This is a genomic window from Asticcacaulis solisilvae (assembly GCF_017875235.1).
In the GTDB taxonomy this organism is placed as follows: Bacteria; Pseudomonadota; Alphaproteobacteria; order Caulobacterales; family Caulobacteraceae; genus Asticcacaulis; species Asticcacaulis solisilvae_A.
Genome location: NZ_JAGGMI010000005.1, coordinates 1 through 15,870, shown reverse-complemented (window position 1 = coordinate 15,870; position 15,870 = coordinate 1). Strand labels below are relative to the sequence as shown.

General features: G+C 62.8%; 13 protein-coding genes. 8 read left to right on the top strand and 5 right to left on the bottom strand.

The features are described from left to right. Nucleotides 1-42 precede the first annotated feature (42 nt). Nucleotides 43-1,467 (bottom strand): DUF6880 family protein, encoded by a 1,425-nt coding sequence (locus J2X24_RS09870; RefSeq protein ID WP_209720368.1) that lies wholly within the window; start codon nt 1,465-1,467, stop codon nt 43-45. Between the two features lie 72 nt (nt 1,468-1,539). Continuing rightward, nucleotides 1,540-2,256, bottom strand: coding sequence for a response regulator transcription factor (locus tag J2X24_RS09865; RefSeq protein ID WP_209720365.1), 717 nt, complete (start codon nt 2,254-2,256; stop codon nt 1,540-1,542). 419 nt (nt 2,257-2,675) lie between these two features. Between J2X24_RS09865 and ftsZ the strand changes: the two genes are divergently transcribed. The 7 genes from ftsZ to J2X24_RS09830 all read left to right on the top strand — a co-directional run bounded on the left by ftsZ (nt 2,676) and on the right by J2X24_RS09830 (nt 11,369). Then, nucleotides 2,676-4,373 carry a cell division protein FtsZ gene (ftsZ, locus tag J2X24_RS09860; protein ID WP_209720362.1) on the top strand — a complete coding sequence of 566 codons (1,698 nt, stop codon included), beginning with the start codon at nt 2,676-2,678 and terminating at the stop codon, nt 4,371-4,373. Nucleotides 4,374-4,523: 150 nt separating this feature from the next. After that, entirely contained in the window at nt 4,524-5,417 is an 894-nt protein-coding gene (gene lpxC / locus J2X24_RS09855) for a UDP-3-O-acyl-N-acetylglucosamine deacetylase (RefSeq protein ID WP_209720359.1), read from the top strand. Between the two features lie 100 nt (nt 5,418-5,517). After that, a complete protein-coding gene (locus J2X24_RS09850; RefSeq protein ID WP_310003449.1) occupies nt 5,518-6,402 on the top strand; it encodes an outer membrane protein assembly factor BamD in 885 nt (294 codons plus the stop codon). Between the two features lie 116 nt (nt 6,403-6,518). Then, the gene (locus J2X24_RS09845) at nt 6,519-8,249 is read left to right on the top strand and encodes a DNA repair protein RecN (protein ID WP_209721217.1); all 1,731 of its coding nucleotides are present in this window, start codon (nt 6,519-6,521) and stop codon (nt 8,247-8,249) included. Between the two features lie 13 nt (nt 8,250-8,262). Further along, the gene (locus J2X24_RS09840; RefSeq protein WP_209720353.1) at nt 8,263-8,514 is read left to right on the top strand and encodes a hypothetical protein; all 252 of its coding nucleotides are present in this window, start codon (nt 8,263-8,265) and stop codon (nt 8,512-8,514) included. A gap of 42 nt (nt 8,515-8,556) precedes the next feature. Then, entirely contained in the window at nt 8,557-10,635 is a 2,079-nt protein-coding gene (gene ligA, locus J2X24_RS09835; protein WP_209720349.1) for an NAD-dependent DNA ligase LigA, read from the top strand. Continuing rightward, nucleotides 10,614-11,369, top strand: a complete 756-nt coding sequence (locus J2X24_RS09830) for an SDR family oxidoreductase (RefSeq protein WP_245344598.1) — start codon at nt 10,614-10,616, stop codon at nt 11,367-11,369. Before ligA ends, J2X24_RS09830 begins: the two co-directional genes overlap by 22 nt. A 97-nt stretch (nt 11,370-11,466) precedes the next feature. Here J2X24_RS09830 and J2X24_RS09825 read toward each other — a convergent pair whose 3' ends face one another. The 3 genes from J2X24_RS09825 to J2X24_RS09815 form a co-directional block, all read right to left on the bottom strand. Then, nucleotides 11,467-13,302: an aminopeptidase P family protein gene (locus tag J2X24_RS09825; protein WP_209720346.1), complete on the bottom strand. Its 1,836-nt coding sequence runs from the start codon at nt 13,300-13,302 to the stop codon at nt 11,467-11,469. A 126-nt stretch (nt 13,303-13,428) separates the two neighbouring features. Then, the gene (locus J2X24_RS09820) at nt 13,429-13,932 is read right to left on the bottom strand and encodes a hypothetical protein (protein WP_209720343.1); all 504 of its coding nucleotides are present in this window, start codon (nt 13,930-13,932) and stop codon (nt 13,429-13,431) included. A 105-nt stretch (nt 13,933-14,037) separates the two neighbouring features. Continuing rightward, nucleotides 14,038-14,904, bottom strand: a complete 867-nt coding sequence (locus J2X24_RS09815) for a 50S ribosomal protein L11 methyltransferase (protein WP_209720341.1) — start codon at nt 14,902-14,904, stop codon at nt 14,038-14,040. A gap of 97 nt (nt 14,905-15,001) precedes the next feature. On the opposite strand from J2X24_RS09815, the gene J2X24_RS09810 reads away from it, so the two are divergent. After that, entirely contained in the window at nt 15,002-15,730 is a 729-nt protein-coding gene (locus tag J2X24_RS09810) for a hypothetical protein (RefSeq protein ID WP_209720338.1), read from the top strand. Nucleotides 15,731-15,870 lie beyond the last annotated feature (140 nt).

The window sequence follows — 15,870 nt, the reverse complement described above, 5'->3', positions numbered from 1 at the left end:
AAAAGTGTGAAGCGGTTTTTGGGTAAAAAAGCGCGCTAAAAATCAGACCGCTTCCCAGAACTCTGTTTTGCGGACGTGCTGAGCTTTCAGCTGGCGCATATAGGTCGCGGAATCCGCGAACCCCTTGAAATCGTCGATCCCGGCACTGAGCTTTTCGGCTTCGCTCAAACGATCGGCGGCGAGCTCATAGTCGATCGACCGGCTATTGTTCAGCGTGGCTTCGACCATCTTCCGCAGCAATAAGACCGCCGCCAGAGGATAGCGCGCCGCCAGCTTTTCGGCGGCGATGGTCGGAATCTCGTCGTCACCGCCGTCGATCCCGGCGATGCGGTCAATGACGAACCGCGCGGCGCGCTCAAGCGCCGGCCAGCTGATCAGGAAATCGAGCGCCTTGTTCGCGTCGGCCGTCCCCGCGACGAAATCGAGCGCTTCGTCCTCGGCTTCGATATCGTCGAAATCGGGCAGGCGCTTGAGGTAGGCGCGCAAGAATTCCGGATTGAGCGACTGGTGAAAGGCATCGAGACGCGCCACCTGGGCATCCGCACCGTGGCCCAGGGTTTCCAGTGCCTGGATGCGCGCCAGGGTCCATTCGCGTGGCCGCACTTCGCGCAGTCCCGCCTTGACATTATCGAGCAAAGCCAGGGCTTCGCCCGCGCGCCCGGCCGCCAGCAGACGCTCTGCGACCTTCGCCGCTGTCGCCGGTGAACGCAGGTCGGACTGCAGGGCCATATAGGCATCGGCGTCGCCCAGGGCGTCTGCGATATCCAGTTGCGCCTGGTGTAGAATCTGCGCGCGGTTGCGGCGCGCCACCGTGCTGCGCTCCAGCTTCTGGCGTCGCCAGCGTGAAATCCTGCGCGTCTTGACGACCTTGCGCGGTTCGGGTTCCTTCGCCGACGCCAGGAGCCTGACGCGCAACTGCTCCAGTCCCTCCTTACCGAGGCGCGGCGCCAGGTCGCCGATCAGGGTGTCGCTCTGGCCATAGCCATTGGCCAGGATGGCCTCCGTCAGGGGTTTAAGCAGGGCATCGCGTGACGCTTCCGCCCGGATGGCGATCCCGCCCTGGTCGTGGGCGGCCTGGCGGAAGATTTCGATGACTTCGCCCGATGTATCGGTGGTGCGTTCCAGCACCGAACCCCCCAGGCAGATGAACTGCCACATCAGGTCGAGCGCCTCCGTGGGCGCGCCGACGGCTACCTGTTCGGTAATGAGCTTGCGCTGGCTCAACAGGTCAGCCTTGAACGCTTTAAGGCTGCGCCAGCCGATGTTGTTGGTGGCGGCGCCAATCGATGTCAGGCGTTTGCGGATTTCATTGACCAGCTTGGCCGGGCTTTCGACCCCCGCCAGTTCCATGCGCAGGCGTCGTTTCTGGTTGGCGTTGCCTTCGCTGATTTCAATCAGCAGGGCGGCGAGACGTTCCGCGCCCAGCGCTTCGAGGTTTTTCTGGTTCAGCGTGCTTTTGGAGGCCATGACACAGCATTACGCACAAACGATAAGATGGAAATATCGTTTGTGCGCAATGTGATGCAATGGCGGCGGTGCCTATTCCGCCGCTACTGCTGCGGCGCCGGTCGACAAGGCTTCCATGCGGTAGCCGATACCGGATTCCGAGGTGATGCTCTGGCCGAGGCCGGCGGCGCGTTCCAGCTTCTCGCGGACCTGGCCGATATAGACGCGCAGGTACTGGGTGTCGTCGACGTGGGTCGGGCCCCACACCTCGCGCAGGATCTGCTTGTGCGTCAGCATCTTGCCCTTGTTGCGCACGAAGAATTCCAGCAGGGCGAACTCCTTGGGCGTGAACGGCACCAGTTCGCCATTGATCCGGACTTCGTGGCGCATCAGGTCGATGGCAATAGGACCGTTGTCGATGCCCTCGGGCTCGGCCTCGACCTTGCGCTGGCGCAGGTTGGCCTGGATGCGCGCCAGCAGGACCTCGGCGCGGAAGGGCTTGGTCACATAATCGTCAGCGCCCGCGTTCAGGGCCGTAACAACTTCCCGGTCGTCGGCGCGCGCGGTCAGGACGACGATGGGCGTGTTCGAGAACTGGCGCACGGCGGTGATGACCTCCTGGCCGTCCATTTCCGGCAGGCCGAGATCGAGCACGATCAGGTCCGGCTTGCTTGAGATGACCTGGCGCAGGGCGGACTTGCCGCTGTCGGCCTCGACGATCTCGAAATCCTCCACGCTCAGGAAGATGCCGAGCATGCTGCGAATTTCAGCTTCGTCGTCCACCAGGAGAATTTTTGCGTTGGAATTCATAGGATTATGCCCGCCTCAATACGAAAGATACCTGAGGCCTATTGGTCATGGCGGCTCATAAAGAGTCACTAGGGAGTTCACGGGTGAAATTATAAAGCGGCGATTATTGTCGCTGGCGGGAAGAGTGGCCGACATGTCCGGGCGGTAAGCGGTCGATGCCGAGCGTTTCATCGTGCTGTCACGCCGCCCTGCGCGAAGTCACACTTTGGTAATTTTTATTAAAATATATTAGGGAAGTGGCTTCAAAAACGCCCGACTCAAGTTATCCGGTAACCAATCGTTAAGCATATTTGATGTCTCATTCATCTCTGCTATTAGGGGCAGATTCGGTGGATGAGAACTATCCGCTTTGTCGCCCCTGTACGGGGAGAGCTTCTGGCTGAAGGCCGGGAGTCTGTTTGGAAAGGTAGTCCGAAGCCATGGCTATTAGTCTTTCTGCGCCGCGCCACCAAGAGCTGAAGCCGCGCATCGTCGTCTTTGGGGTCGGCGGGGCCGGCGGTAACGCCGTCAACAACATGATCGAGGCCGGGCTGGAAGGCGTGGAGTTCGTCGTAGCCAATACGGACGCCCAGCAGTTGCAGTTTTCCCGTACCGAGGCCCGCATTCAGCTGGGCGTCGGCATCACCATGGGCCTGGGCGCGGGCGCGCATCCTGAAGTCGGCATGACCGCCGCCGAGGAGTCGAGCGACACGATCGCCGAACACCTGGAAGGTGCGCACATGGTGTTCATCACCGCCGGCATGGGCGGTGGCACCGGCACCGGCGCCGCGCCGATCATCGCCAAGTGCGCCCGTGAGCGCGGCATCCTGACCGTCGGCGTCGTCACCAAGCCGTTCACCTTCGAAGGCCGCCACCGCATGCGCCTGGCCGACGCGGGCATCAGCGAGCTGCAGCGCTATGTTGACACCCTGATCGTCATCCCGAACCAGAACCTGTTCCGCATCGCCAATGAGCGCACGACCTTCGCCGAAGCCTTCGGCATGGCCGACCAGGTGCTGCACGCCGGCGTCCGTTCGATCACCGACCTGATGGTCCTGCCGGGCCTGATCAACCTCGACTTCGCTGACGTCCGTTCGGTCATGTCCGACATGGGCAAGGCGATGATGGGTACGGGCGAGGCTTCGGGCGAAGACCGCGCCCTGCTGGCCGCCCAGAACGCCATCCAGAACCCGCTGCTCGACGAAACCTCGCTGAAGGGCGCCAAGGCGGTGCTGGTGAACGTCACCGGCGGCCTCGACATGACGCTGCACGAAGTCGACGAAGCGGCCAACGCCATCTCGTCCGAAGTCGATCCGGAAGCCAATATCATCTTCGGCGCGGCCTTCGATCCGGCCCTGGAAGGCAAGCTGCGCGTGTCGGTCGTCGCCACCGGCATGGACGGCGTGGCGCTTCAGACGCCGCTGACCACTACCCAGGTCAAGACCCAGACGCCGGCCCCGACCTTCGGCCTCGGCTATGCCTCGCGTCAGGAACAGCCTGCGCCGCAGCCGGCACCCAGCCAGCCGATTGCCCCGGCTGCAGAGCGCACGGCTGCTCCGGCTCCTGCTGCCGCCCCGTCGGCTCCGGCCGCGCCGCGTTCCAGCCTGTTCGAAGCCGCTCCGGCAGCTCAGGCATCCGCGCCTCAGCCCGCGCCCGCCCCGGTTGTCGAAGAGCCTCAGGTGATCCGCAAGATCGTCGATCCGATGGCCATGGAAGACCTGCCGGCCGCCGCGACGCCTCAGCCTGCGCCCGCCATCACGCCGGCTCCGCGCGTCGAGCCGCAGATCAGCCGCCCGAACATCACGCGTCCGAATGCCTACGGCACGCAAGCCCCGGTCCAGCAACCGGCCGCCCAGCAGCCTCGTCCGGCGGCGCCTGCGCCTGCGCCCCGCCTCAATACTGAAGAGGAGGGCCGCGAATCGTTCTGGCGCGGCCTGTTTCCGCAGCGCCAGCGCAATGATTTCTCGCCGGTAGGCTCGCAAGCCTCGGCCGAGGATGAGGCCGACCGCTATCAGCCGGCACCTGCCAAGAGCTCCGCGTCGTCCGTCAGCCCGGCCGCCAAGCCGGTGGAGCAGCCTTCAGCCGATGCGGAGGATGATCTGGAAATCCCTTCTTTCTTAAGGCGCCTCGCTAACTAAGATTGTCTCTGGTTAGCGTTACAAACGGAAATACAAGTTCGTTTGAGGATAGGCGCCGAAACCCCTATTAATTAAGGCGAGGACAGGGTTGTCCTCGCTTTTTTTATGCCCAGCCAACGGGGGCGAGGGCGCAGCAGGTTTCGCATCAACATGGTTACTGATCAGAACGAACAGACCCTGGCGCGCGCCGCGATCATTGCCGGCATCGGCCTGCATACGGGGGCGACGGTGCGCATGGTCGTGCGTCCGGCCCCGGCAGGCACGGGCGTGGTTTTCGTGCGTTCCGACGTAACCGATCGCGACAACCGCGTGCCCGCTCTTGCCCACAATGTCACGCAAACGCGCCTTGGCACCGTCATCACCAATGACGCCGGCGTCTCGGTTTCGACCATCGAACACGTCATGGCCGCCTTTGCGGCCATGGGCATCGACAACGTCTACGCCGAACTCGACGGCCCCGAAGTGCCGATCATGGACGGCTCGTCGCTGCCGTTCGTCCAGATTCTCGACCAGGCCGGTTTCCGCCGCCAGGGTACGCCGCAGATGGCGATCGAAATCCTTAAAGCCGTCGAAGTCGTCGAGGACGACAAGAGCGCGGTGCTTTTGCCGTGCGACCGTTTCGAAGTGCGCTTTGAAATCGACTTCCCGAACAGCCCGATCGGCCATCAGGCTGTCGATCTGGTCATTACCGAAGACACCTTCCGCACCGAACTGGCGGCGGCGCGCACCTTCGGCTTCCTGCAGGGCGTCGAAGCCCTGCGCGCGGCCGGTCTGGCGCGTGGCGGTTCGCTCGACAATGCGGTTGTCATCGACGGCGACACCATTCTGAATGAAGGCGGACTGCGCTTCGCCGACGAATTCGTCCGTCACAAGGCGCTCGACGCCATCGGCGACCTGTACGTCCTGGGCATGCCGATTATTGGCAGGTTTGAAGGAATCCGTGCCGGTCACGGCCTTAATAATGCCCTTGTTCGCGCCCTATTGTCGGCCCCGGATAGCTACCGTATCGTCACACGCGGCGCGGATCTGGCCGAGGTCGGCTAATTCTCCGGTTGGCGCGGGCCTTGCCCTCGTGTAGATGTATCCCTCACAAAACTTATGGCGAGGCGCCGGTACAAGGCGCCAGGGAAAAGGGTTATCTGGCGTGAACGCTGTACGGCTTCTCAAGACCTCCGCGGCTGTGATTCTCCTGGCCACGGTTTCGGCCGTTGCGCTTTCGGGCTGTGCCGGTAAAGGCAAGACCGAGCACCTGGTTTACGAAGAACGCCCCGTGGAACTGCTGTACGCGACCGGAATGGAACGCCTGGACGACAAGCAGTGGAAGGACGCCGTCCAGTATTTCGAAGAAGTCCAGCGTCAGCATCCCTATTCGGAATGGTCGCGCCGCGCGATCGTCATGACGATCTACGCCAACTATCAGGGCGGCAGCTACCAGGAAGCCACCCAGGCGGCTGATCAGTTCATCCACCTCTATCCGGGCAGCGAATTGACGCCCTATGCCTATTACATGAAGGCTATCTGCTCGTTCGAACAGATCGTCGATGTCGGCCGCGACCAGGCCTATACGACCTCGGCCCTGGGCCTGCTGGGGGACGTCGTCCGCCGCTATCCCGACACCGAATACGCCCGCGACGCGCGCGTCAAGATTGACATGGTGCGCGACCAGCTGGCCGGCAAGGAAATGGAAATCGGCCGCTGGTATCTCAACGACAACCAGCCGTTGGCAGCGCTCGGCCGCTTCAAGTCGGTGGCCACCGAATATCAAACGACCAGCCATACGCCCGAAGCCCTTTATCGCCTCGTCGAAGCCAATGAAACCATGGGCCTGCACGACGAAGCCGTGCGCGTCGGCGCGGTCCTCGGCTACAACTATCCGGGCGACCGCTGGTACGCCAAGGCCTACAAGCTGCTGACCGAGAAGGGCGACGCCCCGGCCGTCAAGCCGGATCCCAACGGCAAAAAAGGCCCGGAAGCGCCTGATACCAAAAAGAAAAAGGGTTGGTTCAGCTTTATGCGCCCGAACGTCTAAGAAGACACCCAGTTAAAAGTTCTCTATTTGTTCTTGCGTTTCGCGGAAAATGCGCTTTAATGCGCTGACTGCGGACAACTGGTGTGAGTCGTCCGAATATCATGGACGGCCAACTTATGCTGACCCGCCTGACCATTGCCGACGTTGTGCTCGTTGATCGGCTCGATCTTGATATTCGCCCGGGCCTGAGCGTGCTGACGGGTGAAACCGGCGCCGGTAAATCCATTCTTCTCGACAGTCTTGGTCTGGCGACCGGCGCACGCGCCGATGCCGGCCTGATCCGGTCCGGCGCCAATCAGGCATCCGTGACCGCCGAGTTCGAGTTGACGGCCAATCATCCCCTGCATGATTTCTTCGAAGAGCGCGGGCTGGGCGTTGAGCCCGGCGAATCTCTTTTGCTGCGCCGGGTCGTGACGCGTGACGGCCGCTCCAAGGCCTTCGTCAACGATCAACCGGTAAGCGTGGCGGTGCTGAAAGCCTTGGGCGAAAGCCTGCTGGAAGTGCATGGTCAGCACGAGACTGTCGGGCTGCTCGATGCCCGCGCCCATATGGGCATGCTCGATTCCTATGGCGGCACTGTCGCCGAACGCACCGCGGTGGCGGAAACCTTCAAGGCGCTGAAGGCGCTGAAGGATGAGCATCGCGACCTGCTCAAGCGCGCCCAGGGCGACAAGGCGGAACTGGAACAACTGACGGCGCGTCTGCAGGAACTCGACCGCCTGAGCCCGCAGGCCGGCGAAGAGGCGGAACTGGCGTCCGAACGCGCGCTGCTGGGCGCCGGCGAACGCGCGCTTGAAGACATTACTGAGGCGCGCGACGCCGTCGGTGGCGACCAGTTGTCGCAGCGCCTGGTCAAGGCCTTCCGCGCGCTCGACCATGCCCGCACGCGCGCCATCCAGGCCGGCGCCGCCGGTGAGGACGAGGTGCTGAAGCGCCTGACGGCGGCGGCGGATGCGCTCGACCGCACCCTGATCGCGGCCGACGAGGCCCTGGCGCTGATGGATCAGGCCGCCGACAGCCTCGATTTCGAACCCGGACAGCTCGACCGGGTCGAGGAGCGTCTGTTCGCCTTGCGCGCGGCGGCACGCAAACTGGGTGTACTGGTCGATGACCTGCCCAAGGAGCGGACGCGCATCGCCAAGGCGCTCAACGAGATCGAGGATCTCGACGCCCACTTGGTCCGGCTCGACAGGGCGATAGCGGAGGCGCAAACGCGCTTTCATGCCGCCGTCGATGCCTTGCGTGCGCGCCGAATGGCGGCCGGTGAAACGCTGTCGGCGGCTGTCATGGCGGAACTGACGCCGCTCAAGCTCGACAAGGCGCGCTTCCGGGTCCGCATCACGGCGCTGGAACCGGACCGCTATGGGCAAAATGGCGGCGATGCCGTCGAATTCGAGGTCAAGACCAATCCCGGCGCGGAGTGGGGCGGGCTCGGCGTCATCGCATCGGGTGGCGAACTGGCGCGCTTTGCCCTGGCGCTCAAGGCGGCGTTGGCGACACGCGGCGGCGATGAAGCCGTGTCGCCCGTCATGATCTTCGACGAGGTCGACCAAGGCGTCGGCGGCGCCGTCGCTGATGCCGTGGGCCTGCGTCTCAAGAAGCTGGCCCAGACCTCCCAGGTCATTGTGGTGACCCACAGTCCCCAGGTGGCGGCGCGCGGCGACCAGCACTTGAAGGTCTCCAAAGCGGCCTATGTGTTTGAGGGTGGCGAAGGCGTGCGTTCGAGCGTACAATGCCTGGATGAGGCGCAGACCCTTGAGGAACTGGCGCGCATGCTGGCCGGTGCGGAAATCACCCCGGAAGCCCGCGCGGCGGCGCAAAGGTTGAGGAGCGCCGAACTGGTATAAGAAAGGGAAGGCCGTGATCGGTCGTCTGATCTATTTCGTGATCCAGTTTGCCGTCGTCGTCGCCCTGACCATCGGCGGCACCGCCGCCTATATTATCCACGACAAGGGCATGGCCTATGCGCATTCGGCCTTCTTCCTCGAAGATATGCGCCCGGCTTATCCGGCGGCCTTGATCGCCGCCGGCGTGGTGTCGCTCATCTGGATCTGCTACCAACTGACGAAAAAGTCTCTGGAGCGGGAGCCTTTCGATCCTGACACTTATTGAGCTTTATGGCAGTTAAGGCTGCTCAAAAGTTGGGGATTCTCTATGACGCTCGACGACGCCCGCGTGGCGCACGCCGATCTGGCAGCCCAGGTCAAATATCATCGCGAACTCTACTACCGCGAAGAAACGCCGGAATTGACCGACGCCGAATACGACGCGCTCGAAAAGCGACTGCGTGATATCGAGGCGCAGTTCCCGGAACTGAAGACGCCCGACAGCCCGACCGAGCAAGTTGGCGCGCCAGTATCGGAAAAGTTCGCTCCGGTAACGCACGGCATTCCCATGCTGTCGCTCGACAATGCGTTTGACGCCGACGACATCGCTGATTTCGAAAAGAGCCTGAAACGTTTCCTGAAATTGCCGGAGGACGAGGTCGTCGCCTATGCCGCCGAGCCCAAGATCGACGGTTTGTCGTGCAGCATCCTCTACATCAATGGCGAACTGGTGCGGGCGGCGACGCGTGGCGACGGCCGCGTCGGCGAGGACATCACCGAAAACGTCAAGACAATCAAGAATGTACCGCATAGCTTGAAAGGTTCCGGTTTTCCGGAACGGATTGAAATCCGCGGCGAAGTCTATATGCCGCTCGCCGAATTCGCCGATATGAACGCCAGAGCGATCGCCGAAGGCGGACGGACCTACGCCAATCCGCGCAACTTCGCTTCGGGCTCGTTGCGCCAGATCGATGTCAGCGTGACGGCGTCGCGGCCTCTGCGGTTCTTCGCCTATGCCTGGGGCGAGGTCAGCAATGCTGACTTCGTCAAGACCCAGACCGAGGCGCTCGACTGCTTCCGCGCCTGGGGCTTCGACGTTAATCCTAACTCTAAGCGCGTCGAAGGCACGGCGGGATTGCTGGAGCTCTACGACCATATCGGCAAGACGCGCTCGCAACTCGGCTACGATATCGACGGCGTGGTCTATAAAGTCGACCGCCTCGACTGGCAACGCCGCCTAGGCTTTGTCTCGCGCAGCCCGCGCTGGGCCATCGCGCACAAGTTCCCGGCGCAGCAGGCCCTGACGCGGCTGCGCGGTATCGACATCCAGGTCGGCCGTATCGGCACCCTGACGCCGGTGGCGCGGCTGGAACCGATCAATGTCGGTGGCGTCGTCGTCACCAATGTGACGCTGCATAATGCCGACGAGATCGAGCGCAAGGATATCCGTATTGGCGATATGGTCCGCGTCCAGCGCGCCGGCGATGTCATTCCGCAGATCGTTGGCGTCGAACTGGCGGAACGGCCGGACGATGCGCAGGTCTACGAATTCCCGAAGCTTTGCCCATGCCCGCTGAAGACCGAGGTTGTGCGCGAAGCCACGGCCGGCGGGGGCGAGGGCGTGGCGCGCAAGTGTTCCGGCGACCAGGCCTGCCCGCATCAGCGTGTCGAATATCTGAAGTATGTCGTCAGCCGCCGCGTGCTCGATATCGAAGGCCTGGGCGAAAAGCAGTTGCAAAAGTTCTATGAGGACGACCTGATCAAGGAGCCGGCCGATATCTTCACCCTGGCTGAGCGCGACAAGACAAATCTGAAAAAGCTGAAAGATCGCGAAGGCATGGGCGAACAGAGCGTCCGCAACCTGTTCGCCTCTATCGAAAGTCGCCGCGATCTTCCGTTGGAACGCTTTATCGCAGCTCTGGGTATCAAGCACGTCGGCGAGACTACGGCGAAACTACTGGCGCGCGCCTTTGGTTCTGAAGAGGCCTTCCGCACGACACTCACCGCTGCCGCTGAAGGCGATCAGGAGGCGCGCGACGCCTTCGAGCACTTCGACCAGATTGGTCCGGTGGTCGCCAATTCGGTCATCAGCTACTTCGCCCACCCTTATCAGCGCGCTATCTATGACCGTTTTCTGGCGCAGGTTACGGTCAGGGACGCCGAAGTCGCCGCAGGCGATCACGCCATTTCCGGAAAAACCGTAGTGTTCACCGGCACGCTGGAAAAGATGACACGCGATGAAGCCAAGGCGCAGGCCGAACGGCTGGGCGCCAAGGTGTCGGGTTCGGTGTCGGCCAAGACCGATCTTCTGGTCGCGGGACCGGGGGCAGGATCGAAGCTGAAAAAGGCCGCGGAACTGGGCATCAAGACCCTGACCGAAGATGAATGGCTGGCGATGATCGCATGAACCGGGTCGCCATTGTTACCGGCGCCGGCAGCGGCATTGGCCGCGCGGTCGCCATCGCCCTGAGTGAAGCTGCATTCGCCGTCGTGCTGGCCGGTCGCCGGGCAGAGGCCCTTCAGGAAACAGCCGCGTTAGCGTCAAACGCCGTCGCGATCACGACCGATGTGACGGACGAAGCCTCGGTCGCCAACCTGTTCGACCAGACAGTGGCGCACTTCGGTCGTGTCAACCTTCTGTTCAACAATGCCGGCGTCAGCGCGCCGGCCATGCCGCTCGATGAATTGCCGGCGGCTGATCTGCGCGCCGTGTTGGACGTCAACGTGCTGGGCGCCATGCTGTGCGCGCGGGCGGCCCTGCGCGCCATGAAGGCGCAGAACCCGCAAGGCGGCCGTATTATCAACAATGGTTCGGTGTCAGCCTACGGGCCACGCCCCTTGTCCGCGCCCTATGTCGCCAGCAAGCACGCCATGACCGGCCTGACCAAATCGCTGATCCTCGATGGCCGGCCATACGGCATCACCTGCGGTCAGATCGATATCGGCAATGCGGTGACCGACATGTCGGCGCGCATGGATAGCGGCGTGCTTCAGGCGGATGGGCAGGTCAGGCCGGAGCCGCGCATGGATGTTGCTCATGTTGCGCGAACGGTCGTGCATATGGCGACCCTGCCACCCGACGCGAACATCCCGTTCATAACGGTTATGGCATCCGCTATGCCGCTCTATGGGCGCGGCTAGATCGGTATGATTTTAGTGGGAACATCATACCGATCTAAGTTTTTGTTTTGTCGCGACATTTAAGGCGAAAACCGCTTACACTTTTCGCCATGTCGCTCTAAAGCGGCGCGCAGACCGTCTCGAGCCAGTTGCGAACCTCGGGACTGACCAGCGGCCCGATCAATTCCAGCACCCGGCTGTGGTACCAGTCCATGTAGGCGCGCTCGGAAGACGTCAGCAGCGTCACATCGATCAGGTCGCGGTCGATCGGCGCCCAGGTCAGGTTCTCAAACCCGTGCATGGCGCGTTCGCCGCCTTTTGGGATGACGGCTTCGGTGACGAACTGCAGGTTCTCGATGCGGATGCCGAAGTCGTTTTCCTTATAGAAGCCGGGCTCATTCGACACGATCATGCCGGTCTGCAGGGCGTAGCGGTTCAGAGCCTTGGAAATGCGCTGCGGGCCTTCGTGGACGCCGAGATAGACGCCGACGCCATGGCCCGTGCCGTGGTCGTAGTCGAAACCTTCGGACCACAGGAACTGGCGCGCCAGGGCATCCAGATGCGTACCCGTCGTGCCGGCGGGAAACCTGACGGTCGCCAGCGCGATATGGCCCTTGAGCACCAGGGTGAACATGCGCCTGTGTTCGGCGCTGGGCGTGCCAATGGCCATGGTGCGCGTGACGTCGGTCGTGCCGTCCATGAACTGGCCGCCCGAGTCGACCAGCAGCAGGTTGCCGGCCTGGATCGGGATATTGCTGTTTGCGTTGACGCGATAATGGGGCAACGCTCCGTGCGGACCAAAGCCCGAAATCGTGTCGAAGCTCAGATCCTTCAGCCCGCCATTGGCGATGCGCAAAGCTTCCAACTTTTGCGCAACCTCGATTTCGGTCGGCAGGGTCGTTTGCGCTTCCGTCGCCACCCAGTGCAGGAAGGTCGTCAGGATAGCGCCGTCACGGATGTGCGCGGCCTTGGTGCCGGCGATCTCGGTGGCGTTCTTGCAGGCGCGCGGCAGCAGGCAGGGATCGTCCTGAGCGACCGGATTGGCGCCTGCGGCGGCAAGAGCTTCGAACCAAAAGGCCGACGACTGTACAGGATCGATCAGCACAGCCTCGCCGTCGAGGGCTGCCAGGCTGTCAAGGATATCGGCGGGCGCCTTGACGCTGACCTCGTTGCCCAGCCATTCCAGCAGGCCGTCGGAGACCTTGATGGGCTCGACGAACAGTTCGGCCGTGCCGTCGGCCTTCAGGATGGCCTGGCCCAGCGGCAGGGGTGAGCGGATGACATCGCCGCCGCGAATGTTGAACAGCCAGGCCAGCGAGGACGGCGCCGTGATCAGGGCGGCGGCGACACCGTTGGCGGTCAGGTTGCGCGCGATCTGGGCGCGCTTCTCGGCCGATGCCAAACCAGCATAGTCGAGCGGCTGCGGCACAATGGTGGCGGCGGGCTGGGCCGGGCGGGCGCTGCCCCAGGCGGCATCCAGCGGATTGACGGGCACGGCCTTGAGCGTAACGCCGGCGGTCCGCGCGGCGGCGTGCAGACGGCTCAAGCTATCCGGCGTAATCAAGCCCGGGTCATAGCCAATGACGCTGCCGGCGGCCGTGGCCAGAAGTTCGTCGGCCAAGGCGGAGGCATGGAAGTCCTTGACTTCAAATACGGATGCGTCAGTCTGTTCGCGCGACTGCAGGGTATAGCGGCCGTCGGCGTAGAGGACGGCGCGGTCCTTGAAGATGATCGCGGCGCCGGCCGAGCCCGTGAAGCCCGACACCCAGGCCAGGCGCTCATTGGCGTCGGGCAGGTATTCATTCTGATGCTCATCTTCGTGCGGCACGATGAAACCGTCGAGCCCCTGCGCCTTCATTTCCGCGCGCAGGGCCGCGACATTGGCGATGCCCTGTGACGGATGGGTCGTGACATCATAGGTCTGGAAGACGGGACGGGCGGAATCGGCGGTCATGGCAGTCTCGGACATGCAAAAGGCGGTGGTTACACATATAACCACCGCCCCGCCAAATCCAGTATTGTTGCAAACGCCGAATTGCCGAGCGTTAATGCGGCGCCACGCGGCGTGAGGTGCTAAAAACTACTCGAACTGAATTTTGGTGATGTAGTAGGCCGGATAGGCGGTGGCCTGCCCCTGGAACCAGATGCCGTTGATCGTTTTGTTGTCCGCGGCGAAGTCCTTCAGGAGGATGGACGCCGGCTGCCATGACTTGGCCTTGAGTGTTATCTGGCAATTCGACTCGACCGCGTTGCCGTCCACCAGCGCCTTTATCGCCAGGGTCTGGCCACCTTCGACGCCGCCATTGATGAAGAAGGTCAGCTTGGTATAGGGCGCGGTCGAGAATGGATCGTGGCGCAGGGCCAGGGCCGACCACGGTTCACCCTCGACCTTGATCGGCTTGGCGCCGCCGGCCGGCACCGACAGCTCCGCCTTGGCCCAACTCCAGTTCTGCCAGCCGTTTTTCAGCTCGTCGTCGTAGACGACGAACGGCTCGGCGGCGAACGCAGGCAGGGCCGAAGCCCCCGCCCAAGTCCCGGCAAAGGCTGCTGTGGACGCAATAAGGCTGCGACGTGAAATAAGCATGAGACACTCCCCGGCATTGAAACCCCGCTCCCGTGCAGGGTTCTTCTATTTGATTTATTTAATCATGCCGCGTTGTCGTACAAATGCAATAGTTGGGATAACGGCCTACACTTTTTCCATGACAAGTGTGCACCAGGCGTCACGGTGAATGCGGCGGATCAGTTGAAAGCCGTGGCTCAAATAGGCCGCCTTGACGAAGCGTTCCTGGGTGCGCAGCAGGCCCGAGAGGATGACCAGCCCCTTGGGTTTCAAGGCACCGCGAATGGACGGCGACAGGCTGACCAGAGGCCGCGCCAGGATATTGGCGAAGACCAGGTCGTAAGGACCGTCCTTGCGCACCAACTGATGGTTCAGCCCGTTGGCATAAACGAAACGCGCATTGGCGTTGTTCAGCTTGGCGTTCTCGTTGGAGATGCGCACGCTGACCGGGTCGATATCGGTGCCGACGGCGACTCGCGTGCCTGTCCGCGCCGCCGCGATGGCCAGCACGCCCGTGCCGGCGCCGACGTCGAGCACGCGCTCGAAGCTGCGCTGTTTCAGCAGGTCGCTATAGGCGATGAGGCAGCCGACCGTCGTGCCGTGATGGCCGGTGCCGAAGGCCGCGCCGGCTTCGATGCGCAGGTTGACCGTGCTGGACGGAGCCTTGCCGCGGTCGTGGATGCCGTAGACGAAGAACCGTCCGGCATGCACCGGCGGCAGGCCCGACAGCGCCATGGCCAGCCAGTCGGCGTCGGCCAGCTTGTCGTGCGTGACGATCAGCCCGTCAAAGCCGCTTAAAACCGCCTGAAGGCGCTGATCCTCTTCCTCGGTGGTCGGAAAGGCGTCGATGCGCCAAACGTCCTTGTCCTCGTCTTCTTCGAGGATCGAATAGGTAGCGCCTTCCAGCAGGACATCGCCGTCAATGGCTTCGGCGGCGGCTTCAGATATGGCGCGCGGGCCACGAGCGACGATTTGTTGAGGATTATAGGTCATGCTGCTTTGCGGTAACATTGATTCAGCACCCGGACTAAGTTACTTTTTCTTTTTAAGGTAACGATTCGGGCGCGTGCCAGGCACTTAAGGACGGATGATGGCGAGAGCTACCACAAAAACGAATTCCGGCGACAAAAAAACCGGCGCCGATGACATCGCGGCCGATGCCGGTGTGAAGAAGACGATCGCGCGCAAGGCGCCGGCCCCGAAGGCTGAAGCCACTGCCCCCGCCCAAAAGCCGGCGGCTGCAAAGAAGGCCGCGCCCAAGTCGCTCGTCAACGACGTCAAGGACGCGGTGGTCGCCGAAGCCCCCAAGGCGGTGAAGAAGCCGGCGGCCGCCAAGACGACGGCCGCAAAGACGACGGCTGCCAAGGCTGCACCGGCCAAGGCCGCGGCTGCAAAGCCCGCCGCCAAGACGGCTCCGGCAAAAACGGCTGTCGCCAAAGCTCCGGCCAAGAAGGCCGCAGCCAAGACGGCTGCCAAGGTCGAGGCCGTTGTCGAAGCTGCCAAGGATTCGCTCGCCGACGCCAAGGTGAAGATCGAGGAGGCCAAGGATATCGCGGCCGCCAAGATCGAGGAACTGAAGACCGCCGCCGAGCCGGCGCTGAAGGACCTGGGCGAAAAGGCCGAAGCCGCACTGGACACCGCCAAGGCCAAGATCGATGAAGCGGTCGAAGCCGCCAAGCCGGTCATCGCCGAGGCGGCTGAAAAGGCCGACAGCATCGCCAGCGACATCGCCGACAAGGCGCATGAAGTCACCGGCAAGGCCGCGGAAGCCACCAAGAAGAAGCCCGGCTTCTGGGCGCGCCTGTTCGGCGCAAAATAACGTCACATCCTTCGGGTAACGCATTAAGAGCGGGCCTGACGGCCCGCTCAGACTGTTGACAAACCCCGTCTTTTTGGCGGGGTTTGTTTTTTGTCCGTTACTTGGGTTTGGGTATTTTTGGATGCCGGAGTTATGCGGCC

Coding starts and splice junctions, on each gene's coding strand:
- J2X24_RS09810 (WP_209720338.1), top strand. CDS start 15,002: ATGGCGAGAGCTACCACAAAAACGAATTCCGGCGACAAAAAAACCGGC.
- ligA (WP_209720349.1), top strand. CDS start 8,557: ATGACGCTCGACGACGCCCGCGTGGCGCACGCCGATCTGGCAGCCCAG.
- J2X24_RS09865 (WP_209720365.1), bottom strand. CDS start 2,256: ATGAATTCCAACGCAAAAATTCTCCTGGTGGACGACGAAGCTGAAATT.
- ftsZ (WP_209720362.1), top strand. CDS start 2,676: ATGGCTATTAGTCTTTCTGCGCCGCGCCACCAAGAGCTGAAGCCGCGC.
- J2X24_RS09815 (WP_209720341.1), bottom strand. CDS start 14,904: ATGACCTATAATCCTCAACAAATCGTCGCTCGTGGCCCGCGCGCCATA.
- J2X24_RS09820 (WP_209720343.1), bottom strand. CDS start 13,932: ATGCTTATTTCACGTCGCAGCCTTATTGCGTCCACAGCAGCCTTTGCC.
- J2X24_RS09870 (WP_209720368.1), bottom strand. CDS start 1,467: ATGGCCTCCAAAAGCACGCTGAACCAGAAAAACCTCGAAGCGCTGGGC.
- lpxC (WP_209720359.1), top strand. CDS start 4,524: ATGGTTACTGATCAGAACGAACAGACCCTGGCGCGCGCCGCGATCATT.
- J2X24_RS09845 (WP_209721217.1), top strand. CDS start 6,519: ATGCTGACCCGCCTGACCATTGCCGACGTTGTGCTCGTTGATCGGCTC.
- J2X24_RS09830 (WP_245344598.1), top strand. CDS start 10,614: ATGGCTGGCGATGATCGCATGAACCGGGTCGCCATTGTTACCGGCGCC.
- J2X24_RS09825 (WP_209720346.1), bottom strand. CDS start 13,302: ATGACCGCCGATTCCGCCCGTCCCGTCTTCCAGACCTATGATGTCACG.